We start from the raw sequence: 23,636 nt of genomic DNA, 5'->3' as shown, positions 1-23,636 counted from the left end.
TATTTTCTGCCGACCTAAGGCATAACCACCACGGGACCACGCCCGTGTTCGCCAAAGTCGAGATAAATTGTGAACACACCGGGGATCGCTTTAGTAAATTGCAGATCAACCTTTAAGGACGCTGCATCATAGCCCGGAACGCTAACAGGATTCGCCAAAAGAACATCCTGCGCGAGTTCCGTTCCCAAGCCCTGCAACTGAACCGAATTGCTACCTAAATTAACAAGCTCGATCCTCAGACTCATCGTCTGACCCTTGATCGCCAGGACTTTGGCTTCTGCTTTGATGCGTGATGCCCCATGGCCTTCATGGGCCATGCCAGCGGCTGGCAGAAGCATCAATCCAACCAACAATCCGCGCCGTGTGAGTCTGGTTTGGTTATGTGTGTTCATAGAAACCTATACGAAATAGAAAAGAATTCCCGTCGCAGCGGTGACATTTTTTTTGCCTCCTGTCCATTTTCCTCTTGCGGCTTTGCTCGACTCTTTATATCTCCGCCTCACTCAATGACGCGGGCGTAGCTCAGGGGTAGAGCATAACCTTGCCAAGGTTAGGGTCGGGCGTTCGAATCGCCTCGCCCGCTCCATTGAGAAGACCATATAGGTCGATTGCCTTTTCGGTGCGGGCGTAGCTCAGGGGTAGAGCATAACCTTGCCAAGGTTAGGGTCGGGCGTTCGAATCGCCTCGCCCGCTCCAAAAGGACAAACGAAAAAGGCGCTGGGTCAAACCAGCGCCTTTTCGCATTTTCAGCCGCTTGAAATATGCAGGCAATCAACACTGGATCAAAACATGTATCCTGTTGACCTCACGCCGCCCAGCAATCCAGATCCAAAAGGCCAACTGCCTTGGCGAGTTGGTCTCGATTTCTTTGGGCTTTGGTGTGTTATTGATCAGCTGGTGTCAGATCACTGGCCGTTCTGGCCCGACAACCCACTGGTTATCGGGGCCTTCATCGCCGGTTCTTAGTGGGATGGTCCGTAGGGCAATGAAGGGCGTTAGCTGGCCAATGTCCGGGCAAGAACGTTTTGCCGTTCAATCACGCGGGGCATGTCGACGGTGGTAACATGGCCCGAGCGCACAGTCTGACGGCCTTCGATAAACAGATCACGCACCTGCACGGGGCCTGCCAGCAACAAGGCGGCGGGATCCCAGCTGCCAGCGCTTTCCAGACCAGTGACATCCCAAATTGCCAGATCGGCACGTTTGCCCACGGCAATTTGTCCACAATCGGGGCGCCCAAGCACCTCAGCCCCTCCGCGTGTCGCAATCTCAAGCGCCTCGCGTGCGCTCATCGCGTCCGCCCCACGGCTAACCCGTTGCAGCAACATGGATTGGCGGGCTTCGAGCACCAGATTGCCTGCATCATTGCTGGCCGAGCCATCGACACCCAACCCCACTTTGACACCCGCATCGCGCAGGTCACGTACGGGTGCGATGCCACTGCCAAGGCGACAGTTTGAGCAAGGGCAATGAGCAACTCCGGTGCGACTGCGCGCAAACAAATCAATCTCTTGCCCATCAAGTTTCACGCAATGGGCGTGCCACACATCGTCCCCGGTCCAGCCAAGATCTTCGGCATATTGCCCCGGACGGCAGCCAAATTTCTCAAGACTATAGGCGATGTCTTCATCGTTTTCGGCCAAGTGCGTATGCAGCATCACACCCTTGTCGCGCGCGAGAATGGCGGCATCGCGCATCAGGTCGCGGCTGACTGAAAAGGGTGAACACGGGGCAATCCCAACACGACACATTGAACCCTCTTTGGCATCGTGGAAGCGATCCACCAACCGGATTGCATCGTTGAGGATGTCTTCTTCGCGTTCGACCAACATATCCGGCGGCAAGCCACCGTCGCTTTCACCAATACTCATTGCGCCACGCGTTGGCTGGAACCGCATTCCGATCTCAGCTGCCGCATGGATCGTATCATCAAGCGTTGATCCGTTCGGAAATAGATAAAGATGGTCCGAAGTCAACGTACATCCCGACAGCATCAGTTCAGCAATCCCAACCTGCGCCGAGACAAACATCTCTTCCGGACCAAAGCGGCTCCAGATTGGGTACAAAGTTTGCAACCATCCAAACAGCAAAGCATCCTGACCACCCGGCACAGCGCGGGTCAGGGTTTGGTAAAGGTGGTGATGGGTATTTACCAAGCCAGGAGTCACAACACAGCCTTTGGCCAAAACGACCTCTCCTGTGGTTTCCAACCCCTCGCCAATTTCGACGATAACACCATCTTTCAGGCGAATATCTGCACCTGCCATCTCGCGACGGCCATCGTCCATCGTCAGAACGTGAGACGCATTTTTGATCAGTAACTCGGGCATTTTGTTGTCCTTTCACACTTCGTGTTGCCCGTTTCGGTAAACCGAAGTGTGAAAGCGCCGACAGAAATCGGGCAAAGGACTCGACGCGCAGGCATTTTAGCTCAAGCGGCGCGGTCACTCAATACTGTTTGAGAATCGCCAGTGCTTCGGCGTGTACTCTGGCATTTGCAGCCGCAATGACCCGGCCTCCGTCATGCGCCGGACCGCCCTGCCAGTCTGTCACGATGCCTCCGGCAGCCTGCACAACCGCCATTGGTCCTTGGATGTCATAGGCGTTGAGGCAGGCTTCGATCACCAAATCAACTTGCCCGGTTGCTACCAACGCGTAGGCATAACAATCCATGCCATAGCGGGTCAGTTTTACTTTGTCCGAAACAGCTTTGAAAGCAGCGCCTTCCTGCGCGCTGCCAACCTCGGGGAAAGTGGTGAACAGAATGGCATCGCTCAGCGTGCTATCCGAGCGGCACTGCAAATCGCGCCGACCGTGTGGGCCATTCACATAAGCCTCACCAAATCCACCAACGAAACGTTCTTTGATATAGGGTTGGTCGACAATGCCAAAGATGGGCCCGGTGCTATCAGACAGCGCGATCAATACACCCCAAGTCGGGGTGCCGCTGATAAACCCGCGGGTCCCATCAATCGGATCAAGAACCCATGTCAGGCCACTGGTGCCTTCGGATTGACCATATTCCTCGCCGAAAATGCCATCCTGCGGGCGATGCTCTGCCAGAACCGCACGCATCGCCCGCTCTGCGGCCCGATCACCTTCGGTTACAGGATCAAAGCCACCCTCCTCTTTGTTTGCAGCAACCAGTGCAGGCAGCCGAAAATGAGGCAGAATCGCGTCTCGGGCAGCGTCCGCCATTGCGTGCGCTACCCGAGTAATTTCTCTTTGATCATTGTCGGTCACTTCAGGTGTCTTTCTGCTGGGCCAAGTCGAGACATCGCTATCGCAGCAAAAATCCAAACTCAAGCGACGTCAGATAAAACCCTTGCCAGCTCGAACAAACGGCGGCGCTGATTTTCCGGGATCGAATAATATGAACGCACCAGATCAAGCGCCTCTTTGTCCCCCATAAGGTCCGCGGGGACATTGCCCTTCGCCTCAACCTGCTCAGCGTCGATGCCCTCAAAAAAGAAGCTCACCGGAACCTCAAGCGCATCCGAAATATCCCAAAGCCGCGAAGCGCTGACCCGGTTTGCGCCAGTTTCATACTTTTGGATTTGTTGGAATTTGATCCCAACGTGTTCCGCCAGCTGTTGTTGCGTCATACCCGTCAGCCAACGGCGCTGACGAATTCGTTTCCCTACGTGCACATCCACTGGGTGCGTCATTACACGACTCCCTATCCTTATCGCGGCTTCCGCCGTGGCTCATGCGCACTGTCAGATCGACAACCGCACCGCCGGTTCGAGGAACGCTCCACATCCCTGCAGCGTTACAGACATATTAACAGACTTCCCTAACCGATCAAGGTTCTTGATGCAAGTCATCGGATACTTACCGCAACAGAAATACAATCAAAGAGGGAATTCCTGACGTTACGAAATATCGACAAGAGACCAGAAACACATTCCTTTTTAGCTGCATCTGCTATCCAGTGAACAGCGGCCCCACACGGACAGGAGATGCACATGCGCGCGTACCAGATTACCTCTCACGAGATCCGCCCCGATGTTACAGATATTGCGAAACCCGAACCTTCAAAGGGAGAGATTCGAATTCGGATAGGTGCCTGTGGGCTGAATTTTGCTGATTTGTTGATGCAGAAGGGGACGTACCAAGACACGCCGCCATTGCCCTTTGTCGGGGGCATGGAAGTGGCCGGAGTGGTGGATGCGATCGGGTCAGATACAGCAGGGCCAGCCATTGGCACCCGCGTCGCAGTCTTTGCTGGACATGGCGGGCTGGCTGAATATGGATGTTATGATGCCCGCCGCGCAGTGCCTTTGCCGGATGACATGTCGTTTGAAGATGCAGCAGCTTTCGTTGTTGCCTATGGCACCAGCCACGTGGCGTTGGACTACCGTGCACGCCTGCAACCAGGCGAAACTCTGGTGGTTTTAGGTGCGGCTGGCGGCGTCGGGCTGACAGCTGTTGAAATCGGCAAACTAATGGGGGCTACTGTCATCGCCTGCGCGCGCGGCGCCGACAAGCTTGCCGTGGCCAAACAGGCCGGCGCCGATCACCTGATCGACACCACAACCGAAGACTTACGTTCGGTTATAAAATCACTTGGGGGCGCTGATGTGGTTTACGACCCAGTCGGCGGAGATCAGTTCAAGGCCGTGTTCCGCGCCTGCAACCCCGAAGCCCGCCTCTTGCCCATCGGCTTTGCCAGCGGCGACATCCCGCAAATCCCGGCAAACCACCTTCTGGTCAAGAACCTGACCGTGATGGGGCTTTACTGGGGTGGCTATCTTGGTTTCAAACCTAAAGTCATCACGGACAGTCTGACAACTTTGATGGGGTGGTACGGTAAAGGCCGCATCAAACCTCATATCAGCCACGTCATACCCCTCGATAAAGCCAATGACGCGATGGACCTGCTACGGAGCCGCAAATCAACCGGCAAAGTGGTTGTCACGATGAGCTGACCCACGGCTTCTAAATGGACAGAATATCCCAGGGTGTTCATCGGCTTTGCCACGCTAAAGGCAATGTCAGGGGCAGCGCCCCTACCGCCCCAAAGCCACCAGACGGCGGGCGCTTTGACCGGGGCGAACCTGCATCGGCTCAAATCCAGTCCGCAAAAGGCTCGCCATGTGCGCGACCACTTCACCCTTGCCTTCCTTGGCACCGTACATGTTGATGTGCTGGATACCCAGATCAGGCAGCGCGCCGCCGTGATCGATGACTTCCAGATGTGGTGGTTCCGTACCTTCGATCATCGCCATTGCCCCCAGATCAGCACTGACCGTGGCTTCAACCGTCCGCTCTGAGCCGGTTTCAACCGCCATTTCCCACTCAATACCCGCTTCATCCAACGCCCGAATAGCGCCAGTGCGGAACAAACAGTTTTTCCCGGATGCGAACCGGAATGGCCGGCGGCGCCATGTGGCCCCTCCGGGGGCGCCAATCCAGGCGAGTGGCAGAGTCACCAGTTCTTCAGCACCTGCACCAAATTCTGCCTCGGTGGTCAGTATCAGGTCACATTCACCTTTTTCAAATTGCGCCCGCAGAGCCCGCGTGTAGGACGAGATCAAATGAACCTTCACCCGCGGATAGGCGGCTGCGAATTGCTGCATGGCCCGAGGGATCACCGGATAGACTATGTCATGCGGCACACCCAGCGTGATTTCACCTTCGAATTCCTCATGTGTCAGACGTCGGATCATTTCGTCATTTAACGACACCATACGACGTGCATACCCCAAAAGCTGCTCACCGGACGGGGTCAGCGCAATGCCGCGCCCAGTGCGATCCAGCAGGTCCACCCCAAGCAACTCTTCCAGCCGTTTCAACTGCATGGACACTGCCGATTGGGTCAAATGCAGGAATCCCGCTGCTTTGGTCACGCCACCAAGATCGGCCACGGCCACAAAGCTGCGCAGGGTTGTTACGTCAAGATTTCGCATTGCATCACCATCCTTGATGTATCACGTCACAAACATTCGTTTTTATTATCTCCCACACTCCCTCATATACATCAAGTAATTTGATGGAAGCGCACAAAACCATCACACACCAGGAAAGGACAAGAAAATGACCCTTATTGCTACCCTCGGTCGCCAAGCTGGCCTCTCTTCGGCCAAAACCATTTCCCTTCGCGACATGGCGGCCCTGCGCCGCCAGCGCAAAGCCCTTACACGGCTGGACGATATTGCCCTGCATGATCTCGGTTTGACCCGCACTCAGGCCGAGCTTGAAGCCAAGCGTTCACTGTGGGACGTGCCTGCCAACTGGCGCGGATAACAAGAAACGGTATTTTTCCCACCGGAAATCCTTGAAAAAGGGCGCAAGCTCACCGATATTCAACTCAAAGGCCATCAGAGCGATCTGGTGGCCCAATAGTTCAATATCGGAGGCTTGAATGGCTGAATTTGACACAATCCGGAGCGGCGTAGGTACGCGCGCAGCCGAGATTGACGCCGGGCTTCGCGCCCACATGAACAAAGTCTACGGCACAATGTCCGTGGGTATGTTTATTACTTTTCTCGCAGCTTGGGCCATTGCTGGCATGGCTGTCACCAGTGATCCCAATAACGCTGTGCCGATGATCCGTGAGGGACAGTACCTGACGGCTCTGGGTAATGCGATTTATGCATCACCTCTGCGCTGGGTGATTATGCTCGCTCCGCTTGGCATGGTGTTTGGCTTTGGTGCTGTGCTCCCGCGCATCTCGGCTGCTGGCGCGCAGCTTTACTTCTATGTCTTTGCGACACTGATGGGCCTGTCGATCAGCTCGATCTTTCTTGTTTATACAAGCGTCTCGATTGTTCAGGTCTTTCTGATCACCTCGATCGCTTTCGCAGGATTGTCGCTGTACGGGTACACGACCAAGAAAGACCTCACTGGTATGGGCACATTCCTGGTGATGGGTCTTATTGGTTTGATCGTCGCGATGATCGTTAATATCTTCCTTCAGTCGCCAGCTATCATGTTTGCGATTTCCGCAATCGGTGTTCTGATTTTTGCTGGCCTCACCGCCTATGACACGCAAAAGATCAAAGCCACTTACCTGCAAATGGCCCATTCGGGCGATCAGGAATGGCTGGGCAAAGCTGCCATCATGGGTGCGTTGAGCCTGTATCTGGACTTTATCAACATGTTCATGATGCTGCTCTCGCTGTTCGGCAGCCGCGAGTAATCACAAAGATCACTGTCAAAACCAAAGGCCGGTCCCAGTGACCGGCCTTTTTGTTTCAAAGCTGCTGGGCCAATTGCACGGCTAGAAAATGCACACCGGGTGCCAGCGTCAGCTCGACCTCACCCAAGGTAACAAACCCCATCGCTTCATAAAAACGGTGCGCGGTCAGAGTGCTCATGCAATTCATCCGCTCGACGCCAAAACCCCGTGCAGAAGCCAGAGAGGCTTCCATCACCCGCCGGGCGACACCTTTGCGCAAATGCGCCGGATGGGTCGCTACGTGGCGGATATGCCCCTCTCCACCCTTCGACACGCCGCGGGCCGGGCTAACGTCTGTCCAGCCCCCTGCCCCGATCACACATCCCTTGCCGTCCTGAGCCAGAAAATAAGTACCGCAATCAAGCAGCGCAGGTTGCGCAGTGGTAATATGGGGAAGGACATCGCGCAGAGTCTGCGCCTTGTAACACCCAGGCAGCAGCTGCGGATATGACAGGCGAAACAATTGCGTTACCGCCGAACGATCAGCAGGTGTTGCGGGGCGAATGATCAGAGATTCTGACATGAGGAGCGTCCTTGATGTCCATTGGGGAAAATCAGGGCGCGGTTGGGATGCTGGAAAAGCAAAAAGCCGCGCTCTGATGGCGCGGCCTGTGCATTTTTTCCAAAGAGGCGATCTTACTTGATCTTGCCTTCTTTGTACTCGACATGCTTGCGCACCACCGGGTCATACTTACGTACGACCATCTTTTCGGTCATGGTTCGTGCATTTTTCTTGGTCACGTAGAAATGGCCCGTGCCCGCGGTCGAGTTCAGACGGATTTTGATGGTGGTCGGCTTCGCCATGATAGTGCTCCTGCGACGGACGCAAGCGCCCGTGAAAATCGTATGAAGCCTGCCTTTTAATGATGCAGGCCCCCGAGTCAATGGCCATTACCCAAGAAACTTTGGGCAGACAGGTTTTTATCGGATCACGACTTTCAGGCAACGGTCTAACTTGGCCGGGCCAGGCACGTCTGCGACGGCAATTCGCCAAACTGGGCTTGGTAATCGCGCGCCAATTGACCCATATGCCAGAATCCATACTGATTTGCCGCGTCAGAAACACGCCCAAAACCTTTCTGTTCCAGCAAAACTCTTCGCAAAAGGCCTAGTCGCATACGCAGATAATACGCCTTTGGCCCAACGCCGCATTGATCATGGAATGCACGGTTGAGCGTCCGCTGCGGCACACCCGCAGATTCGCAGATTCTGCTGATTGGAACATTCTCGCCTATATGTGATTCCATAAAATCCAACGCCACCCGAACCGCCCGCGCCCGCTGACGCCCTGTACTTCTGTCCTTTTGTTGGTTGGGTGGTGCAACCAGTTGCAAGAAAAAAGCCAGCAGTTGTTCTTCTTCGTTGAGTCCCATATCTGAACCACCAATCGGTTTAAGATAGCTCAGTGTAGTTTCGGACAATGTTTGAACCGCGCCTCCTGCAAGAGCCGGTTCAAAGACCCCACATGACCTGATCCGATCATCAATCGAAATTCCCAAACGATCTGACAAGGCGTCAATTTCGGAGTTGTCTACAGAAAATGTAAGTCCGTGGAAGGTGTGGCTTGTAAGCCCTTCAAACCCACCCTCGTTGCCAAAAGTCAGCACTCTTTTATTCTGCATATTGGCACCGTGCCATCGAAAGGGGTTGTGCGACAGGGAAACTCCAAATGTCAGCGTCCCGGGAGGGGCCAAACCTTGTTGGTGCACGGCCTTGTTCATACTGATCTCAAGCAAGGTCAGAATGCTTCCGCTGCGAACTTTGACACATGTTTGCATTGGCCCCGGTTCAATCTGGCGGAACCTCATTCTCCAAGGCGACATTTTTTCAATCAGATTTGGATCGGGCAAAGCAGCCTGCATCACTGCATCGCCTTGGGAGCGGGAATTTGGCGATGGCCGTTTTTTGATGTGGTCCATTTTTTTGCCGCGCTACTTTTAGGGTACAGATAACTCAAATCTAGCTGGAAAAGTCCGATGAGCCACTCAAAAACTCAATCTCCTCGTATGGGACGACCTCCGCTGCCAGAGAGCGAAATCAGGGCCAAACGAGTAGTGACCTTTTTAACCACAGCTCAAAAACAGCAACTAAACGCTTTTGCCAAGATATCAAATCAATCAGTTTCTGCCGCCACTCAGGATCTTATCCAGCGCGGGTTGAACAAAAAAAGCTTTGAGAAGACAGACAAAAAAGAGGGAACCAAATGAAACTGACAACCACAATTGTCGCCGCTCTTGCGATGGGCAATATCGCCAGTGCCGAGAGCGGTGATATTATCCGCGACGGCGAGTATCACTATCTTGAAGCCCAGATGGGCGAGCAATGGGCTGTGCAGGACGCCGACATTGATGCTCGGCTGGCCAACATCCACGAAGCAAATGGCGGCAAGCCACCCAACATCCTTTATATTCTGATCGATGATGTCAGCTTTGGTCAGATGGGCAAACGGGACATGAACTATGTCACCGGCATCGACACCAGCAACATCAACCAGCTGGCCAGCGAGAGCCTGTCGCTGATGCGGATGTACACCGAACCATCCTGCACCCCGACCCGCACCGCGTTTCTGACCGGGCGTCACCCGATTCGCGCGGGTGTTGAGGAAGTAAAGGTCGCACTGGTTGGTGAAGGTCTTGCGGCCGAAGAGGTCACGCTGCCGGAAGTCCTGAAAGAAGTTGGCTATAACACCGGCCATGTCGGCAAGTGGCACCAGGGCGATATCGAACAGTCGTTCCCGCACAATCAGGGTTTTGACTGGGCCGCTTTCCCGGTGCATCAGCAGGTGCAGCTGGCGCTGATGACGCGCGACACCATGGAATCCAACAATATGCTTGGTTTTCACACGTCGGGGCAGTCTAACGAGTTTGCAATCGACCAGCGGTTCCGACCCTTTGGTCTGGTCACCGGTCTGGAGGCACAAGCTGGTGGCATGGCCCGCGAGGTTGATCTTGAACCCGGCGAAGAATGGACCCAGGCCCATTACGAGCGTATGAACGAACGCTACCAGGCCCAGATTGTTGAACAGCTGGAGCAACTTGCCGCGAAAGACGAGCCGTTTTTCCTGCAATACTGGCCGCTCTACCCGCTCAACTTTGTCTATCCGGACCAATCAATTTCCCGCAACGGTGGCTTTATGGCCGAAAAACTGGAAGTGCTGGATGGCTGGATTGGCGAACTGATGGCCAAACTGGAAGCAACCGGCGAAGCCGACAACACGCTGGTGGTGCTGATGGCTGATAACGGGCTGATGTACCACTACGAAGGCACATCGGGTCTCAGCCAGCTGATCTATCGTGGCGGCAAGACCAATCATCTTGAGGGTGGCGTGCGGGTGGATGCCTATGTGCGCTGGCCGGGCGTGATTGAGCCCGGCAGTTCAGCAGGCGACATCATCCATGTCAGTGATCTCTACACGACCTTTGCCCGCATTGCCGGGGCCACAGACCATATTCCTCGTGACCGTGTGATCGACGGCGTCGACCAGACAGCCCTGTTCCTCGAAGGTGAAGGCAATTCACGTCGGGACTATGTCTATGTCTACGAAGGTCCGGTTCTGCGCTCAATCGTGAAGCAGGAGTTCAAGATGCACATGCCCGCGCCCGGTGTTCCAGGCGCTGCAGCTCCGGTGTTCAACATATTGCGCGACCCAAGGGAAGAAAACGCACAGATCGGTTACTCTCTATGGTCAGGGGCCAGCTTTCAGGACATGTTGAAACGACACATGCTCACGATTGCCAAGCACCCGCACCTGCCGCTGGGCAAGGGCAAGCCGTATGAGGGTATTGAAAACCTGCGACCTGAAAGCATCGAGACCCGCGAAGTCTTTGACAGCTGGCACTGAATCTGAAAAAGCTCCTTCGGACACAAGTCCGGAGGAGCGGCCAAATGGGGGCAAATCGATGAAGATGTCAGGTATCAAGCTGGTGGGTGTTGCACTCATCGGTGTGATTGCAGCGGTCGGGATACCGGCCCAAGCGGATGAAAACGCCTCAAACCCGTTGGCGGCAACTAACAACACAGATTTTCGGCTGCAGACGTATGATCTAAATGGGTCTGCCAGCAAACAGGACGCCTTTATCGATGGCGCCTTCATGCTGCGGGACAATCTCAAGATCAAGTACGAGCTGCATTACAACTCGACCGACATCACAGGGACCCGGTATTCCGGCTTTGAACAGGCGCTGTTGAAGGCGATTTATTTTCCCTCCGACAAAAAACTCAATGATACCTGGGGCATGCGCACGGCTATCGGGCTGGACTGGGCCGTAGACCTTGGCAATACTTCGCAGGGCATCGGCAGTGGCACCGACACTTTGGCCCCCTTTGGAGGTATCGCTTTCGCCAATCTGAAGACCGGACTGACCCTGATTCCCCTGATCCAGCATTTTGAATCCTACAACGGCACCAGTGTCAGCACGACCGCTGCACGGCTAATCGCCTTGCAGCCCTTTGCAGAAAAATACTGGGCCAAGCTGGACCTGATTCTGCCCTACGACTGGAACACTGGCACCGTTCCGGCGACGGCGGAAATTCAGATTGGCTACAACGTCAATAAGAAGATCGCGGTTTATGGCGATGTCCTTGTGGGCCTCGGCAGCAACCGTCCTTTTGACAAGGGCATCGGTATTGGCCTGCGGCTCAAATATTAGGGCCAGATTGCTGCTGAGAGCGGAATTGTCCGGCTGGCCGGATGATATGCGCAGAGGGCCTATAAGCCGGATTTTGTAACGGCAGGTTACCCTGCCGATGATGACCATTCATCTTGAGCGCCTGTTACCAGACGCCCTCTAGCTGCCAACCCGGATCTGCTCGGGGCAAAACCCCCCTGTAGCCGAAACCACGCGCGATCCCTATTTGGCATTGCTCCCGGTGGGGCTTGCCGTGCCGGTCCTGTTGCCAGTCCCGCGGTGGGCTCTTACCCCACCGTTTCACCCTTACCTTCGCGAACGAAGGCGGTCTGTTTTCTGTGGCGCTTTCCCTCGGGTTTCCCCGGCCGGGCGTTACCCGGCACCGTTGCCTTGTGGAGTCCGGACTTTCCTCGGATGTTGCCACCCGCGGCCATCCAGCCCTCTGCGCAAGGCCTCCCATAGGCAGTTGCGCGGGCGCGGTCAAACAGAATGCGCCGAAGCGGTGCATGCCGCCGGCAGGGATATTTGATCCATTTGGAAGCTAGGAAGCAGCAAGACCCGCAGAGATGGCCATATCTTCGGGTGCCAGAGGGCCACGCCCCCAAGGACGAAACCTGAGCCGCATCGCATCGAGCAGAATACTGTCTTCTACGTCCGGGTACCCAAATTTTTGCAGGTTTTGGCGAAACGCCTCCGGCTCGACGGGCTGAGGTGACATAGGTTGTGGCCAATGCGCTAACCCTTGTCGAGCAAGGCGGTGCCAGTCGAATCTGGGGCCGGGGTCAATTTTGCGCCCCGGAGCCATGTCGGAATGGGCGATGACCGAACTGGGCGAAACCGCCCAGCGGACCATGATCCGGGGCATCAGATCTTCCAGCGCCTGCATCTGTGGTTCAGGGAATGGGTGATCGCCACAATTGGCCAATTCAATTCCGATTGAGCGGGAATTTACATCCGTGACATCGCCCCATTGTCCTGTGCCTGCATGCCAAGCACGCATGGTCTCATCGACCATCTGCCAAATCCGGCCATCTTCGGCGATCAGGTAATGCGCGGAGACCTCGACCTTTGCGTCGCAAAGTCGCTCAAGCGCAGCCTCAGCGGTTTGCATCGCCGTATAGTGCAGCACAATCATATCCGGTCGGGCGCCGTCCCGGCGCACACCATGGCTGGGGGATGGGCATTGCTGTATGTCCGGCAATGTGGTCACACCGGATTAATTGCTGGTCGCCTGACGAAATGGAGTTGGGTCCCATTTGCAGGCGTAGCCATCGCCATCAGGGTCAAGTCCAAGGCGATCTTTCTTGGGGCCGCCTTTGGACAGAAACGCGCTTTGGGCATCGCTTTCTGACGCGTATTTGGCGCAAGCTTTTTGATGTCGTGACTGACTGGTCAACCCTATGCGGCTGTAGGCTTTGGTGCCCACCGCATGATTGGTCGACAAGGCAAAGGCCACCACGTTCGGGCCACTGCTGGTACGCGTCGGCAGAGCAGTTGGGGTGATGACCTGATAATTCGCCTTGTTAGTGGCAATCCGCTCGGCGTCATCTTCGATGGTTCGACGTGATCCAACAGAGGCAAAGTTGTTCTCGTCGGAAATTCCGGGATTGTTCATCTGAACGGGCGCCGGATTATCCGGGCTGGCGTGAACCACGCCAGCCGCAGTGGTCTGAGGGGCGCTGGCTGAGCTGCGCGTCGGCACCGGAGGCTCAGCCGTGGAGGAGGATGTCGTGCCGGAAGCCACAGCAGCTGTCGTGGTTGTGGCCATCGGCTGAGTGGCTGTTTGCGGTTTTGGCTGTGCTGCGGCGGTTGTTGATGCGGTCGAAGAGCCCAGAGTTTCCTCAGAAACAGCCGTCGCTGGCGGAATAGCTGACGTTGTCGTCGCCTGCTGCGGCACGGGCTTAAGCACCGCATTATCAAAGCCGACGCCCGCGGCGCTATCTGGGATTTTGGGTTGGCACGCGGCCAGCGCCACAAGGGCGCAGCCAATCACAAACGATCTCATTTTTCTGCCTGCTCAATGTTGTTTTGAGCTTTTTTACCACCATTTGCCCGGTTTGGCTACAAATCCGGCTGCATTCTCGAGCGCGTAGGCAGTATTCAGCAAATCGCCCTCTTCCCATGGACGCCCGATCAATTGCAGACCCAGTGGCAGACCCTGATGGTCGACACCTGTTGGCACCGAGATACCCGGAAGGCCTGCAAGGTTTACAGTCACAGTGAAAACATCGTTGAGATACATTTTCACAGGATCTTCGTCGTTCATCTCTCCCAGACCAAAGGCCGCCGAAGGGGTGGCCGGAGTCAGGATGGCGTCGATGCCAGCGGCGAACACATCATCAAAGTCTTTTTTGATCAGCGCACGCACCCGGCGGGCACGGTTGTAATAGGCGTCATAAAACCCGGCGGATAGCACATAGGTGCCGATCATCACGCGGCGCTGGACTTCGTGGCCAAAGCCTTCGGCGCGGGTTTTCTCGTACATCTCAGTGATGCCATCGCCGGCTGCCAAGTTCGCACGATGACCAAAGCGCACGCCATCATAGCGTGCAAGGTTGGACGAGGCTTCGGCGGGGGCAATCACATAATACGCAGGCAGCGCATATTTGGTGTGCGGTAGTGAAATATCGACCAGCTCGGCACCAGCAGCTTTGAGCATAGCGCGGCCTTCGGCCCACAATGCTTCAATTTCGTCCGGCATGCCATCCATGTGGTATTCTTTAGGAATACCGATCTTTTTGCCTTTGATGTCACCTGTCAGCATAGCTTCAAAGTTGGGCACCGCCAGTTCAACACTGGTGGAATCTTTGGGGTCGTGACCACACATGGTTTCCAGCATGATCGCCGCGTCGCGTACCGACTTGGTCATCGGGCCTGCCTGATCCAGCGAGGACGCAAAGGCCACAACACCCCAGCGCGAACAACGGCCATAGGTGGGTTTGATACCCACGATGCCAGTAAATGCTGCGGGTTGGCGAATAGAACCGCCCGTGTCTGTTCCGGTTGCCGCCAAGCATAGGTCTGCGGACACGGCAGAGGCAGAACCACCAGATGAGCCACCCGGTGTCAGTTCGGCGTCATCATTGCCGCGACGCCAAGGGCTGACCGCGTTGCCATAAACAGACGTTTCGTTGGATGAGCCCATCGCGAACTCGTCCATGTTCAGCTTGCCCAGCATCACCGACCCGGCATCTGCCAGTTGCTGCGATACGGTGGATTCATACTCGGGCGTAAAACCTTCGAGGATGCCTGAGGCAGCTTGCGACGCCACACCTTTGGTGCAGAACAGGTCTTTGATACCAATTGGCAACCCGCACATCGAAGGAGCATCACCCGCCTGAATACGAGCGTCAGCCGCCTTGGCGCGTTCCATGGCGATTTCAGGTGTTTTATGAACGAAAGTGTTCAGCGCATCCGCTGCATCAATGGCTTTGAGACAGCTTTCGGTCAATTCAACAGAGGTGGTTTCGCCTTTGCGCAGCAGATCACGTGCTTCGGCCAGGCCCAGTTTGTTCAGATCGCTCATTATTCAACCACCTTGGGAACTGCAAAAAACCCCTCGCGGGCATCGGGTGCATTGGCCAGAACTTTGTCTTGTTGGCTGCCATCCGTCACCACGTCTTCGCGGCGTTTCAGGCGCATCGGCGTGACCGATGTCATTGGCTCAACGCCTTCGACGTCAACCTCGTTCAGCTGTTCGATAAAGCCGAGGATTGTATTGAATTCCTGCGCCAGCGCGGGCAGCGCATCTTCTTCCACCTTGATGCGCGCCAGTTTGGCGACGCGTGCGGCTGTATCCTTGTCGATCGACATGAGCAAAACTCCGGTTGCAACTTGGAAACAGCGTTTAGCGCTCCGGGCAAAGCGGTGCAAGCACCTGCGCGCAGGAAGTGAGCCCTGCCAGTGCTAGGATGACATATGCCTGCGATAAACTTCGATCATCCAGCCAAGCATCACAGCATTCAGGATGTGCCACAGAAAATGGGTTCCCAATGGAAAGGAAGGGCAGATAGAGGCATCAAAGCTTCGAAAGAAGATCGAGCCGCATAGAACTGATGCCCCGACGGCTAATCCGCGCGCGACCCTTGGCAAACCGCGTCGCAGCAAGACCGCATAGGCGAAGATCAACAGAGGGACCGGCGCATAACCTGCTGAACTCCCAAGACCAGGTACCATTTGAAACAGTGGGATCGTCACCGCTGCGAACGGAAAGAACAATATCGTGACCCCAAATGCCGGCCAATATGCAAGCCCCAGATAGTCGCGATTGGCGGCGAAGATGTAAACCACGACAAACAGAACGATTGGCAGAGTGTCCGCAAAGGCGGCCCAAACCTGTCCAAAAGTGTGGAACAGAAAACTACCCAGCCCGATGGCGGCCAAAATCGCAACCAAAAGCCGGGCCAGCGGCAGGTTTTGATCTTTGATCCGCGCGCCCATGACAAGGGCTGCAATCACAAAGGCCAGATTGGTTACGGCATTCACCGGTTCCGACCAGAATTCCGGCCCCGTGCGCTCGCAATAGCTGTCGATGGCTTGTGCCCAATTCATGCTGCCTCTTTCATAGTGTCGCAAAGGTGCTAACCTGCCTCTAACAGAAAGGGAGACTGACATGAAAATCATTTGGCTTGGACATGGCTCGTTTCGCATTGAAACTGAAGGTCAGGTATTGCTGATCGACCCTTGGCTGACAGGCAATCCTGTCCTGCCCGAAGACCAACACGAGGCCGCTGTTGCTGGCGCCACCCATCTGATCCTGACTCACGCCCATTTTGATCACGTGGCCGACATGCTGCCTCTGGCGCGCAAACTGGGGGTTCCGGTTGTGGGTCAGTACGACCTTATGGGCTATTGGGCAGACCACGAGCACATTGAAACCGTCGGATTTAACAAAGGCGGAACCGTTGGTCTGAACGGCGTCAAACTATCGATGGTACCTGCGTCCCACAGTTCGACGTTTGGAAGCGATGAAGGCCCCAAGGCCGCAGGATCCGAAGTCGGGTTCATGCTGCGAGCCGAAGGCAAGACAGTCTATATCTCAGGCGACACGGATATTATGGCCGACATGGATTGGATGGGGGACTACTACAAACCAGATATCGGCATCCTGTCGGCAGGCGGACATTTCACCATGGATATGGCGGGCGCGGCCTATGCGGCCAAACGGTATTTCAACTTCAAGACAGTGATCCCTTGCCATTACCGGACGTTCCCAATCCTCGAACAATCCGCCGACGTTCTGGCCGCAGGCCTGCCTGGTGTGGACGTGATTGAACCTGAGGTGATGCAGGCGATCGAGCTTTGATGCGATGAATGGCATTGTCCCTTCGCCCGAACTGGGGGCCATCGTCCGGCGGTGGCTCAAATCCTATGCTTCGGGCGACAAACAGGCCGTTGTGAACCTGTTTTCCGCCGACCCGGCATTGGGTTACATAGGTTCCTCTCATGATGAGATCTGGCGCGCCGACACATTGCGTCAGGGTATGCCCAACTATATGGATGACATCCCCAGCTTTAACTGGGAAAGGGACGAATTCCGAGGCTTTGAGTGCGGTGAACTTGGCTGGGTCGAATGGTTTGGCGAGCGTGTGTCATTGGAGAACGGCAAGGATATCACCTTTCGATCCACCTTTGTGTTGCATCTTGAGCAGGGGGTTTGGCGTATCGTGCATGTGCATAACTCAAACCCGGTCTCAAACATGAATGCGCTGGGATATGAATCCCGGGGGTTTGAGGATCTACTGGATGCAGCGATGTCAACCGTGTCAGAAATTGGCCAGACCGGTATCGCATCTATCATGTTTACCGACATCGCTGACAGCACCACAATTGCCGAAACTATTGGCGACGCAAGGTGGAGTCGCGCTGTTGCGCACCACACCGAATTGTTGACCGGCATCATTCATGCCAACGGCGGTCGGCTGATCAAGACGTTGGGGGATGGCACCATGTCGAGCTTCAATTCGTCCAGAGCAGCCCTAATCGCGGCCCAAGCGATTCAGATCGCAAACGCTTCGGAAACAAACGAACCTCGCTTACAAATTCGCATAGGGTGCCATACCGGCGATCTTATCGAGAACGACAGCGACCTGTTCGGTACGGTTGTCAACAAAGCTGCTCGGGTGGCTACCGTCTGTTTGCCGGGCGAAATACGTGTGTCGGACGCAACGCGCGTTATGGTGGGCACAACCAAGGATTTCTCCTTTTCTCATGGTGTTACAATGCCTCTCAAAGGTCTTGAAGGAGAACATCTGTTGTATCGTCTGGACTGGAGCGAGCCTTAGCTGCGCTTTGAGGCAAAAAACGCCCGAAGCATTGCTTCAGACTCCTCACCGGAAATCCCATCATAAACTTCCGGGACATGATGGCTTTGCGGATGGCTGAACACCCGCGGCCCCTGAGCAATTCCGCCGGATTTTGGGTCCGCAGCGCCATAATACACTCGCGCAATCCGGACTTGAGAAATCGCGCTGGCACACATTGGGCATGGTTCAAGAGTCACATAAAGGTCATGCCCCGGCAGGCGTTCACTGCCCAGCGCGGCGCAGGCGTCACGCATAGCCAGTATCTCGGCGTGCCCCGTAGGGTCACTTAGCTCGCGGGTTCGATTACCTGCCCGCGCAACGACTTCCCCTTCGGGAGAAACGATCACTGCGCCCACAGGGACCTCGCCTCGCTTCGCAGCCGCATGTGCCTCTTCCAGCGCTTGTTCCATGTAACTTGTGAACACCATAGCTTTGGTTTGCCTTGCCAAGCCCCCTTTCGCAATCCCCCAAACCACGATAGGAACCGAACATGAGCACAGATACACCCAAAGAAACGCCGAAAGGCGACCGCATTGCCAAAGTTTTGGCGCGCGCAGGCATCGCCAGCCGCCGCGAAGCCGAACGCATGATCGAAGCCGGAATGGTGACTGTTAATGGCAAAAAGATCACCAGCCCCGCTTTGAATGTCACGGCCAGCGACCGGATCACCTTTGACGGCAAGCCAATTGCCGAGCCCGAGCCCGAGCGCGTCTGGCTGTATCACAAACCCACCGGACTTGTGACAACGCACAAAGATGAAAAGGGCCGCGATACGATCTTTGACCATCTGCCGGATACCATGCCGCGGGTGATGTCTGTAGGACGCCTTGACCTCAATTCCGAAGGCCTATTGATCCTGACCAATGACGGTGCCTTAAAACGAAAGCTTGAACTGCCGTCCACCGGCTGGTTGCGCAAATACCGGGTGCGCGTGAATGGTCGCCCAACGGAAGAAACCGTGGCTCCTTTGCTCAAAGGGGTCAGCATCGAAGGCGAACGCTTTCAGCCCATGGAAGTCACGTTGGATCGCCAGCAAGGCGCCAACGCCTGGCTGACCATCGGCATCCGCGAAGGACGCAACCGCGAAATTCGCCGCGCGATGGAAACCGTGGGCCTGTCGGTGAACCGCTTGATCCGTGTGTCTTATGGCCCCTTCCAGCTGGGCCAGCTCAAACCCGGCGAGGTCGAAGAAATCCGTCGCCGTGTGGTGCGCGATCAACTGGGGCTGGAGGGCGTTACGCCACCAGAAAAACGCAAAACACCCCAGCGCAAACGCCGCCGCTAGGCTCTCCAGGCTCTCACTTTTTTCAAAAGTACTCCCGGGTAAGCGTTGTCTTTGCCCGGCAAAGGCGACGTGAGGGGCAGCGCCCCTGACTTGCGCGCGCAGTTTTCCAAAATTCCCCCTTCTCATTTACGCCCGCTACGGTAAGCAGAGAGAAAATTCATTTTCGGGGACCAACATGAGCGACCTTTTGACCTTTGAGAACCTGACCGACCTAATAATGCTATGCTTTCTTCAGGCGGTTCTGGGGTTTGACAATCTTCTCTACATTTCCATCGAATCTCAACGTGCGCCCGTCGCCCAACAAAAAGCCGTTCGGTTTTGGGGGATCATCATCGCGGTGGCGCTTCGGGTCGTTTTGCTGTTCACGATGATCCAGCTAATCGACGCCCTGGCCGAACCGTTTTTCGTGTTCAACACCCCAGGCATCATCGAAGGTGGAGTGAATTTTGCCACCTGCATCTTCATCGTCGGTGGTTTTTTCATCATGTACACGGCGGTGAAAGAAATCGGCCATATGTTGTCGATCGAAGACCTGCACACAGATTTGAGCCACAAATCCGGCAAATCGGCCGTTCAGGTGGTGTTGTTGATCGTCACGATGAATTTGATCTTTTCATTCGACTCGGTGCTTTCCGCACTCGCCATCACCGATGTTTTCCCGATCCTGGCTATTGCGATCCTGATGTCCGGCCTGGCGATGCTTCTGCTGGCCGATGGGGTGACGCGCTTTCTGGAAAAGAACCGGATGTACGAAGTTCTTGGCCTGTTCATTCTGCTGATCGTCGGAGTGGTTCTTTTGGGCGAGGCAGGCCCCGCAGCCGCGCATGCCATGCATGATGACAGCCTAGGCTTAAAGTTCTTCGGCTACGCGTTGGAACCTATGTCCAAAACCACCTTCTACTTCTCGGTTGCGGTGCTCTTCATCGTCGAATTCATCCAATCGGGCTATAGTCGCAAACTGAACGCTGAGCGTCAGGCCGCCAGCCGTCACTAGGTCACGAGAATTGCCCGGAATACGTCTCTGACGCGCTCCGGGCGATCTTCCCCCTAGCAAGTTCATCCCAAACTTCTTAAGTTTCTGGCAGACTTAGCGGGGAAATGAACAAGATGTCCGGTAGCGGATTGCAAAAGCTGTCCTATGTTTTGCTTGTCATACTGATCCTTTACGTGTCCATCGCAGGAGGTGTGTGATGGCTGAGCGGTATGGTGGAAAACACAGCCCGAAAGACCATGACCAAACGCCAGAGACCGGAGCCTTTCAAGGTGCTGCTCGCAGCCGAGCTGGTGGTCGGGCCAATATCCTGTTTCTCGCGCCCCTGCCCTTGATTTGGCAGGCTTTTGGCAATGGCCCGGAAAAGTTGGCTTTAAACCTGATTGCGCTGAGCAGCTTGTTGCTGGCAGCCTGGTTGACTCGCGAAGGTCTTTTAGCACACGAAGCTTATGAGGCCCGCACGATCGCCCGGCGCCCGACGTTTCCACGCAAGATGGCAGGGTCTGTGCTAACAGGCCTTGGTCTGGCCATTGCCGGATGGGCCGCGACGGGTGGCATTCTTGCTCCGGCCATCTACGCCGTTATTGGCACGGTCCTGCATGGCATGGCCTTTGGGCTTGATCCCTTGTCTGACAAAGGCATCGAAGGTATCGACTTGCACCAAACTGATCGGGTCGCCCGCGCCGTGGATGAGGCCGAAAACCTTCTGGGCGCGATGAGTGACGCGGCCAAACGTTGCAGAGATCGCGGGCTTGAGGCGCGCGTTGCCAAGTTTCAAACCACTGCCCGACGTTTGTTTCGCACAGTTGAAAACGATCCACGTGACCTGACCGCTGCGCGAAAATTCATGGGCGTTTACCTCAAGGGGGCACGCGACGCGACGGTGAAGTTTGCCGATATATATGCGCGCAACCGCGACCCGCAGGCCCGCGCTGATTATGAGGCCCTGCTCAACGATCTTGAGCAAAACTTTGCCGCCCGCACCGAAAGGCTCTTGCTCGATGACAAGAGCGATCTGACAATCGAAATCGAAGTGCTGCGTGAAAGACTGCAGCGCGAGGGCGTCCGTCACGACGCCAAGTAACCCAAAAAGGGGAAGTTCCATGTCCGACACTGTCCGTCAAAAAGCCGAGGCTGCACTGGCCGAAGTTGATGAAGTCACAGCCGTGATTCTGCCTGAACCCACCGAGGCCACAGCCATCGTTCCGCTGGCCGAGGCCGATGCGCCATTGAGCGCCGAAATTACCAAGCGGATGGGTGAATTGGACATGGGCGACACCGGGTCAATTGTGAATTTCGGCTCCGCTGCGCAGGCTGAACTGCAGGAAATCAGCCAGGCCATGTTGCAGGATGTACGAAATAAAGACGTGGGACCCGCTGGGGACAGTCTTCGCAACATCGTGACCACAATCCGGGGCTTTTCGATTTCCGAGCTGGATGTGCGACGTGAACGGTCTTTTTGGGAAAAACTGCTGGGTCGCGCGGCTCCATTTGCCAAGTTCACAGCCCGCTTCGAAGAGGTGCAGGATCAAATCGACAAGGTCACTGACAACCTTTTGGATCACGAACACACACTGCTGAAAGACATTAAGTCTTTGGATATGCTCTATGACAAGACGCTGAATTTCTATGACGAACTGGCGCTGTATATTGCTGCTGGCGAAGCCAAAATTGCGCAACTTGATGCAGATGTGATCCCGGCAAAAGAGGCCGAAGTCAAAGCTGCGGACGAAAAAAACCAGGTCATGCAGGCACAGGAATTGCGGGATATGCGCGCCGCGCGCGATGATCTGGAACGCCGTGTGCATGACCTGAAACTCACGCGTCAGGTGACGATGCAGTCGTTGCCTTCGATCCGTCTGGTGCAGGAAAACGACAAATCTCTGGTCACCAAGATCAACTCGACCTTGGTCAATACCGTTCCGCTCTGGGAGACCCAACTGGCGCAGGCCGTCACCATACAGCGCAGCGCCGAAGCGGCTGAAGCCGTGAGGGACGCCAATGATCTGACCAACGAATTATTGACGTCAAATGCGGCCAACCTTCGAGAATCCAACAAGGTGATCCGTCAGGAGATGGAGCGCGGCGTGTTTGACATCGAAGCGGTGAAAAAGGCCAACGCCGATCTGATTGGTACGATTGAAGAATCGCTGCAGATTGCAGATGAAGGCAAAGCCAAACGCGCAAGCGCCGAAGAGGATTTGAAAAAGATGGAGTCGGAATTGCGGGACACTCTGGCTGCTGCCAAGGCCAAAGCCACCGGATTGGGAGACACCGCATCAACTTCAGTGCTTGGAGCCTAAGCCATTTTTCGCATAACCCGGATAATCCTGATGACCCTGACATTGGCCGCACTTGCGGCCTGTCAGGGCCTGACACCGGGTTCGGAAACATCAAAACCAGCAATTTCTGCCCCAAGGGCGCCATCAGCCAACAGCGCAGCGTTGCGCGCCTATTATGTCAAAGTCGAAGCTGATCTGATTGCCCGTGGCCTGTTGCGCACTGATGGTGGTGGTCCGGATACGCCCTATACCTCAGACATGCTGGCGCGAAACTTCGAACAGATCGCTTTTTATGACGAATACGCACCGGGTCGTGGGTTACGGAAATCTTCGGGCCGTGCGGGACAATTGCGTCGCTGGTCCGGTCCGGTCCGGATCGGCGTTGAGTACGGCGCGTCAGTGCCTGTTGAGACCCGCAATCAGGACGACAAAACTGTATCGTCTTATGTGCGTCGGATTGCCGGTATCACCGGGCGTCCCATCTCTATGAATGGCGGACGCGCGAATTTTCATGTGCTGGTCATGGGCGAAGATGATCGCAGTCAGCTTCTGTCTCGCTTGCGCCAGATTATTCCGGGCGTCAGCCCCTCCACGCTTGGCCTGTTCACAGATCCACCCCGCGGCATCCACTGTTTGGTCGCAGCCTTCCCGTCTGAAAAAGACGACAATGACTACCGCACGGCGGTGGCCTTGGTGCGCGCAGAACACCCCGACCTCTTGCGCAAATCCTGTTATCACGAGGAAATTGCCCAAGGTTTGGGGCTCGCCAATGACAGCCCCAATGCACGCCCGTCAATATTCAACGATGATGACGAATTTGCATTGCTGACGACACATGACGAGGCCTTGCTGTCCATGCTCTATGATCCACGCCTGTCGATCGGCATGACGCTGGACACAGCCCGCCCTGTCATTAACCTCATGGCCCGCGAAAAAGCGGGACGCTTGTATTGACCCCAAAA

Annotated in this window: 28 protein-coding genes, 2 tRNA genes and 1 other RNA gene; 16 read left to right on the top strand and 15 right to left on the bottom strand. The window is 55.6% G+C overall.

Features of this window, described 5'->3' with window-relative positions; all coding sequences use genetic code 11:
• Positions 1–14: 14 nt before the first annotated feature.
• Positions 15–338: a hypothetical protein gene (locus BUC32_RS05495; RefSeq protein WP_139280644.1), complete on the bottom strand. Its 324-nt coding sequence runs from the start codon at positions 336–338 to the stop codon at positions 15–17.
• Positions 339–511: 173 nt separating this feature from the next.
• Here BUC32_RS05495 and BUC32_RS05490 point away from each other — a divergent pair.
• The 3 genes from BUC32_RS05490 to BUC32_RS20630 all read left to right on the top strand — a co-directional run bounded on the left by BUC32_RS05490 (position 512) and on the right by BUC32_RS20630 (position 966).
• Positions 512–586, top strand: a tRNA-Gly gene (locus BUC32_RS05490).
• 35 nt (positions 587–621) lie between these two features.
• Positions 622–696, top strand: a tRNA-Gly gene (locus BUC32_RS05485).
• Between the two features lie 93 nt (positions 697–789).
• Complete coding sequence (locus tag BUC32_RS20630; RefSeq protein ID WP_175556899.1) at positions 790–966, top strand: hypothetical protein; 177 nt, start codon at positions 790–792, stop codon at positions 964–966.
• Positions 967–995: 29 nt separating this feature from the next.
• Here BUC32_RS20630 and BUC32_RS05480 read toward each other — a convergent pair whose 3' ends face one another.
• The 3 genes from BUC32_RS05480 to BUC32_RS05470 all read right to left on the bottom strand — a co-directional run bounded on the left by BUC32_RS05480 (position 996) and on the right by BUC32_RS05470 (position 3,668).
• Positions 996–2,330: an 8-oxoguanine deaminase gene (locus BUC32_RS05480; protein ID WP_073250382.1), complete on the bottom strand. Its 1,335-nt coding sequence runs from the start codon at positions 2,328–2,330 to the stop codon at positions 996–998.
• 118 nt (positions 2,331–2,448) lie between these two features.
• Positions 2,449–3,198: a histidinol-phosphatase gene (hisN, locus tag BUC32_RS05475; protein WP_073250379.1), complete on the bottom strand. Its 750-nt coding sequence runs from the start codon at positions 3,196–3,198 to the stop codon at positions 2,449–2,451.
• A gap of 104 nt (positions 3,199–3,302) precedes the next feature.
• On the bottom strand, positions 3,303–3,668 hold the full coding sequence (locus BUC32_RS05470; RefSeq protein WP_073250376.1) for a helix-turn-helix domain-containing protein: 366 nt from the start codon (positions 3,666–3,668) through the stop codon (positions 3,303–3,305).
• Positions 3,669–3,968: 300 nt separating this feature from the next.
• Between BUC32_RS05470 and BUC32_RS05465 the strand changes: the two genes are divergently transcribed.
• Positions 3,969–4,931, top strand: a complete 963-nt coding sequence (locus BUC32_RS05465) for an NADPH:quinone oxidoreductase family protein (RefSeq protein ID WP_073250512.1) — start codon at positions 3,969–3,971, stop codon at positions 4,929–4,931.
• An 81-nt stretch (positions 4,932–5,012) separates the two neighbouring features.
• On the opposite strand, the gene BUC32_RS05460 is transcribed toward BUC32_RS05465, so the two are convergent.
• On the bottom strand, positions 5,013–5,912 hold the full coding sequence (locus BUC32_RS05460; RefSeq protein WP_073250374.1) for a LysR family transcriptional regulator: 900 nt from the start codon (positions 5,910–5,912) through the stop codon (positions 5,013–5,015).
• A gap of 127 nt (positions 5,913–6,039) precedes the next feature.
• Here BUC32_RS05460 and BUC32_RS05455 point away from each other — a divergent pair, with 127 nt between their 5' ends.
• Positions 6,040–6,249, top strand: a complete 210-nt coding sequence (locus BUC32_RS05455) for a DUF1127 domain-containing protein (protein WP_073250371.1) — start codon at positions 6,040–6,042, stop codon at positions 6,247–6,249.
• A gap of 118 nt (positions 6,250–6,367) precedes the next feature.
• A complete protein-coding gene (locus BUC32_RS05450; protein ID WP_073250365.1) occupies positions 6,368–7,144 on the top strand; it encodes a Bax inhibitor-1/YccA family protein in 777 nt (258 codons plus the stop codon).
• Positions 7,145–7,199: 55 nt separating this feature from the next.
• On the opposite strand, the gene BUC32_RS05445 is transcribed toward BUC32_RS05450, so the two are convergent.
• The 3 genes from BUC32_RS05445 to BUC32_RS05435 form a co-directional block, all read right to left on the bottom strand.
• On the bottom strand, positions 7,200–7,706 hold the full coding sequence (locus BUC32_RS05445) for a GNAT family N-acetyltransferase (RefSeq protein ID WP_073250362.1): 507 nt from the start codon (positions 7,704–7,706) through the stop codon (positions 7,200–7,202).
• Positions 7,707–7,819: 113 nt separating this feature from the next.
• On the bottom strand, positions 7,820–7,987 hold the full coding sequence (rpmG, locus tag BUC32_RS05440) for a 50S ribosomal protein L33 (RefSeq protein WP_007814563.1): 168 nt from the start codon (positions 7,985–7,987) through the stop codon (positions 7,820–7,822).
• 146 nt (positions 7,988–8,133) lie between these two features.
• Positions 8,134–9,045, bottom strand: a complete 912-nt coding sequence (locus BUC32_RS05435; protein WP_175556898.1) for a helix-turn-helix domain-containing protein — start codon at positions 9,043–9,045, stop codon at positions 8,134–8,136.
• A 114-nt stretch (positions 9,046–9,159) separates the two neighbouring features.
• On the opposite strand from BUC32_RS05435, the gene BUC32_RS05430 reads away from it, so the two are divergent.
• Genes BUC32_RS05430 through BUC32_RS05420 form a run of 3 tightly spaced genes read left to right on the top strand, consistent with a single transcriptional unit; the run spans position 9,160 to position 11,832 of the window.
• Entirely contained in the window at positions 9,160–9,390 is a 231-nt protein-coding gene (locus BUC32_RS05430) for a hypothetical protein (protein WP_139280642.1), read from the top strand.
• A complete protein-coding gene (locus BUC32_RS05425; RefSeq protein WP_073250352.1) occupies positions 9,387–11,024 on the top strand; it encodes a sulfatase-like hydrolase/transferase in 1,638 nt (545 codons plus the stop codon). Before BUC32_RS05430 ends, BUC32_RS05425 begins: the two co-directional genes overlap by 4 nt.
• 58 nt (positions 11,025–11,082) lie before the next feature.
• Positions 11,083–11,832 carry a hypothetical protein gene (locus BUC32_RS05420; RefSeq protein WP_073250349.1) on the top strand — a complete coding sequence of 250 codons (750 nt, stop codon included), beginning with the start codon at positions 11,083–11,085 and terminating at the stop codon, positions 11,830–11,832.
• Between the two features lie 46 nt (positions 11,833–11,878).
• On the opposite strand, the gene rnpB is transcribed toward BUC32_RS05420, so the two are convergent.
• From rnpB to BUC32_RS05390, 6 genes are all read right to left on the bottom strand, one after another.
• Positions 11,879–12,257: RNase P RNA component class A (gene rnpB / locus BUC32_RS05415), an RNA gene on the bottom strand.
• 95 nt (positions 12,258–12,352) lie between these two features.
• On the bottom strand, positions 12,353–12,946 hold the full coding sequence (locus BUC32_RS05410) for an N-acetylmuramoyl-L-alanine amidase (RefSeq protein ID WP_073250511.1): 594 nt from the start codon (positions 12,944–12,946) through the stop codon (positions 12,353–12,355).
• 81 nt (positions 12,947–13,027) lie between these two features.
• Positions 13,028–13,816 (bottom strand): hypothetical protein, encoded by a 789-nt coding sequence (locus BUC32_RS05405; protein WP_073250346.1) that lies wholly within the window; start codon positions 13,814–13,816, stop codon positions 13,028–13,030.
• A gap of 33 nt (positions 13,817–13,849) precedes the next feature.
• Positions 13,850–15,337 carry an Asp-tRNA(Asn)/Glu-tRNA(Gln) amidotransferase subunit GatA gene (gene gatA, locus BUC32_RS05400; protein ID WP_073250344.1) on the bottom strand — a complete coding sequence of 496 codons (1,488 nt, stop codon included), beginning with the start codon at positions 15,335–15,337 and terminating at the stop codon, positions 13,850–13,852.
• Complete coding sequence (gatC, locus tag BUC32_RS05395) at positions 15,337–15,624, bottom strand: Asp-tRNA(Asn)/Glu-tRNA(Gln) amidotransferase subunit GatC (protein WP_073250342.1); 288 nt, start codon at positions 15,622–15,624, stop codon at positions 15,337–15,339. Before gatC ends, gatA begins: the two co-directional genes overlap by 1 nt.
• A 93-nt stretch (positions 15,625–15,717) precedes the next feature.
• Positions 15,718–16,362 carry a ceramidase domain-containing protein gene (locus BUC32_RS05390; RefSeq protein WP_073250339.1) on the bottom strand — a complete coding sequence of 215 codons (645 nt, stop codon included), beginning with the start codon at positions 16,360–16,362 and terminating at the stop codon, positions 15,718–15,720.
• A 61-nt stretch (positions 16,363–16,423) separates the two neighbouring features.
• Here BUC32_RS05390 and BUC32_RS05385 point away from each other — a divergent pair, with 61 nt between their 5' ends.
• Both BUC32_RS05385 and BUC32_RS05380 read left to right on the top strand, forming a co-directional pair.
• On the top strand, positions 16,424–17,116 hold the full coding sequence (locus BUC32_RS05385) for a metal-dependent hydrolase (RefSeq protein WP_073250337.1): 693 nt from the start codon (positions 16,424–16,426) through the stop codon (positions 17,114–17,116).
• 4 nt (positions 17,117–17,120) lie between these two features.
• The gene (locus BUC32_RS05380) at positions 17,121–18,095 is read left to right on the top strand and encodes an adenylate/guanylate cyclase domain-containing protein (protein ID WP_073250334.1); all 975 of its coding nucleotides are present in this window, start codon (positions 17,121–17,123) and stop codon (positions 18,093–18,095) included.
• Here BUC32_RS05380 and BUC32_RS05375 read toward each other — a convergent pair.
• Positions 18,092–18,544 (bottom strand): nucleoside deaminase, encoded by a 453-nt coding sequence (locus BUC32_RS05375; RefSeq protein ID WP_073250331.1) that lies wholly within the window; start codon positions 18,542–18,544, stop codon positions 18,092–18,094. The genes BUC32_RS05380 and BUC32_RS05375 overlap by 4 nt on opposite strands.
• Positions 18,545–18,606: 62 nt before the next feature.
• Here BUC32_RS05375 and BUC32_RS05370 point away from each other — a divergent pair, with 62 nt between their 5' ends.
• From BUC32_RS05370 to BUC32_RS05350, 5 genes are all read left to right on the top strand, one after another.
• Positions 18,607–19,401, top strand: coding sequence for a pseudouridine synthase (locus BUC32_RS05370; RefSeq protein ID WP_073250329.1), 795 nt, complete (start codon positions 18,607–18,609; stop codon positions 19,399–19,401).
• 175 nt (positions 19,402–19,576) lie between these two features.
• A complete protein-coding gene (locus BUC32_RS05365; protein WP_073250326.1) occupies positions 19,577–20,395 on the top strand; it encodes a TerC family protein in 819 nt (272 codons plus the stop codon).
• A gap of 196 nt (positions 20,396–20,591) precedes the next feature.
• Positions 20,592–21,476 (top strand): 5-bromo-4-chloroindolyl phosphate hydrolysis family protein, encoded by an 885-nt coding sequence (locus tag BUC32_RS05360; protein ID WP_073250323.1) that lies wholly within the window; start codon positions 20,592–20,594, stop codon positions 21,474–21,476.
• Positions 21,477–21,495: 19 nt separating this feature from the next.
• Positions 21,496–22,695 carry a toxic anion resistance protein gene (locus BUC32_RS05355; RefSeq protein ID WP_073250320.1) on the top strand — a complete coding sequence of 400 codons (1,200 nt, stop codon included), beginning with the start codon at positions 21,496–21,498 and terminating at the stop codon, positions 22,693–22,695.
• Positions 22,696–22,725: 30 nt separating this feature from the next.
• Entirely contained in the window at positions 22,726–23,628 is a 903-nt protein-coding gene (locus BUC32_RS05350; protein ID WP_073250318.1) for a DUF2927 domain-containing protein, read from the top strand.
• The last annotated feature ends 8 nt before the right edge of the window (positions 23,629–23,636 follow it).

This window comes from Shimia gijangensis, assembly GCF_900142085.1.
Taxonomy (GTDB): Bacteria; Pseudomonadota; Alphaproteobacteria; order Rhodobacterales; family Rhodobacteraceae; genus Shimia; species Shimia gijangensis.
Note: the sequence above shows the minus strand (reverse complement) of the source record. Positions and strands in the feature narration are given on the sequence as shown.

What these genes read in the sequence shown, in the direction of transcription:
- BUC32_RS05495 (WP_139280644.1), bottom strand. Translation starts at nt 338, where the DNA reads ATGCTTCTGCCAGCCGCTGGCATGGCCCATGAAGGCCATGGGGCATCA.
- BUC32_RS20630 (WP_175556899.1), top strand. Translation starts at nt 790, where the DNA reads ATGTATCCTGTTGACCTCACGCCGCCCAGCAATCCAGATCCAAAAGGC.
- BUC32_RS05480 (WP_073250382.1), bottom strand. Translation starts at nt 2,330, where the DNA reads ATGCCCGAGTTACTGATCAAAAATGCGTCTCACGTTCTGACGATGGAC.
- hisN (WP_073250379.1), bottom strand. Translation starts at nt 3,198, where the DNA reads ATGGCGGACGCTGCCCGAGACGCGATTCTGCCTCATTTTCGGCTGCCT.
- BUC32_RS05470 (WP_073250376.1), bottom strand. Translation starts at nt 3,668, where the DNA reads ATGACGCACCCAGTGGATGTGCACGTAGGGAAACGAATTCGTCAGCGC.
- BUC32_RS05465 (WP_073250512.1), top strand. Translation starts at nt 3,969, where the DNA reads ATGCGCGCGTACCAGATTACCTCTCACGAGATCCGCCCCGATGTTACA.
- BUC32_RS05460 (WP_073250374.1), bottom strand. Translation starts at nt 5,912, where the DNA reads ATGCGAAATCTTGACGTAACAACCCTGCGCAGCTTTGTGGCCGTGGCC.
- BUC32_RS05455 (WP_073250371.1), top strand. Translation starts at nt 6,040, where the DNA reads ATGACCCTTATTGCTACCCTCGGTCGCCAAGCTGGCCTCTCTTCGGCC.
- BUC32_RS05450 (WP_073250365.1), top strand. Translation starts at nt 6,368, where the DNA reads ATGGCTGAATTTGACACAATCCGGAGCGGCGTAGGTACGCGCGCAGCC.
- BUC32_RS05445 (WP_073250362.1), bottom strand. Translation starts at nt 7,706, where the DNA reads ATGTCAGAATCTCTGATCATTCGCCCCGCAACACCTGCTGATCGTTCG.
- rpmG (WP_007814563.1), bottom strand. Translation starts at nt 7,987, where the DNA reads ATGGCGAAGCCGACCACCATCAAAATCCGTCTGAACTCGACCGCGGGC.
- BUC32_RS05435 (WP_175556898.1), bottom strand. Translation starts at nt 9,045, where the DNA reads ATGCAGGCTGCTTTGCCCGATCCAAATCTGATTGAAAAAATGTCGCCT.
- BUC32_RS05430 (WP_139280642.1), top strand. Translation starts at nt 9,160, where the DNA reads ATGAGCCACTCAAAAACTCAATCTCCTCGTATGGGACGACCTCCGCTG.
- BUC32_RS05425 (WP_073250352.1), top strand. Translation starts at nt 9,387, where the DNA reads ATGAAACTGACAACCACAATTGTCGCCGCTCTTGCGATGGGCAATATC.
- BUC32_RS05420 (WP_073250349.1), top strand. Translation starts at nt 11,083, where the DNA reads ATGAAGATGTCAGGTATCAAGCTGGTGGGTGTTGCACTCATCGGTGTG.
- BUC32_RS05410 (WP_073250511.1), bottom strand. Translation starts at nt 12,946, where the DNA reads ATGATTGTGCTGCACTATACGGCGATGCAAACCGCTGAGGCTGCGCTT.
- BUC32_RS05405 (WP_073250346.1), bottom strand. Translation starts at nt 13,816, where the DNA reads ATGAGATCGTTTGTGATTGGCTGCGCCCTTGTGGCGCTGGCCGCGTGC.
- gatA (WP_073250344.1), bottom strand. Translation starts at nt 15,337, where the DNA reads ATGAGCGATCTGAACAAACTGGGCCTGGCCGAAGCACGTGATCTGCTG.
- gatC (WP_073250342.1), bottom strand. Translation starts at nt 15,624, where the DNA reads ATGTCGATCGACAAGGATACAGCCGCACGCGTCGCCAAACTGGCGCGC.
- BUC32_RS05390 (WP_073250339.1), bottom strand. Translation starts at nt 16,362, where the DNA reads ATGAATTGGGCACAAGCCATCGACAGCTATTGCGAGCGCACGGGGCCG.
- BUC32_RS05385 (WP_073250337.1), top strand. Translation starts at nt 16,424, where the DNA reads ATGAAAATCATTTGGCTTGGACATGGCTCGTTTCGCATTGAAACTGAA.
- BUC32_RS05380 (WP_073250334.1), top strand. Translation starts at nt 17,121, where the DNA reads ATGAATGGCATTGTCCCTTCGCCCGAACTGGGGGCCATCGTCCGGCGG.
- BUC32_RS05375 (WP_073250331.1), bottom strand. Translation starts at nt 18,544, where the DNA reads ATGGTGTTCACAAGTTACATGGAACAAGCGCTGGAAGAGGCACATGCG.
- BUC32_RS05370 (WP_073250329.1), top strand. Translation starts at nt 18,607, where the DNA reads ATGAGCACAGATACACCCAAAGAAACGCCGAAAGGCGACCGCATTGCC.
- BUC32_RS05365 (WP_073250326.1), top strand. Translation starts at nt 19,577, where the DNA reads ATGAGCGACCTTTTGACCTTTGAGAACCTGACCGACCTAATAATGCTA.
- BUC32_RS05360 (WP_073250323.1), top strand. Translation starts at nt 20,592, where the DNA reads ATGGCTGAGCGGTATGGTGGAAAACACAGCCCGAAAGACCATGACCAA.
- BUC32_RS05355 (WP_073250320.1), top strand. Translation starts at nt 21,496, where the DNA reads ATGTCCGACACTGTCCGTCAAAAAGCCGAGGCTGCACTGGCCGAAGTT.
- BUC32_RS05350 (WP_073250318.1), top strand. Translation starts at nt 22,726, where the DNA reads ATGACCCTGACATTGGCCGCACTTGCGGCCTGTCAGGGCCTGACACCG.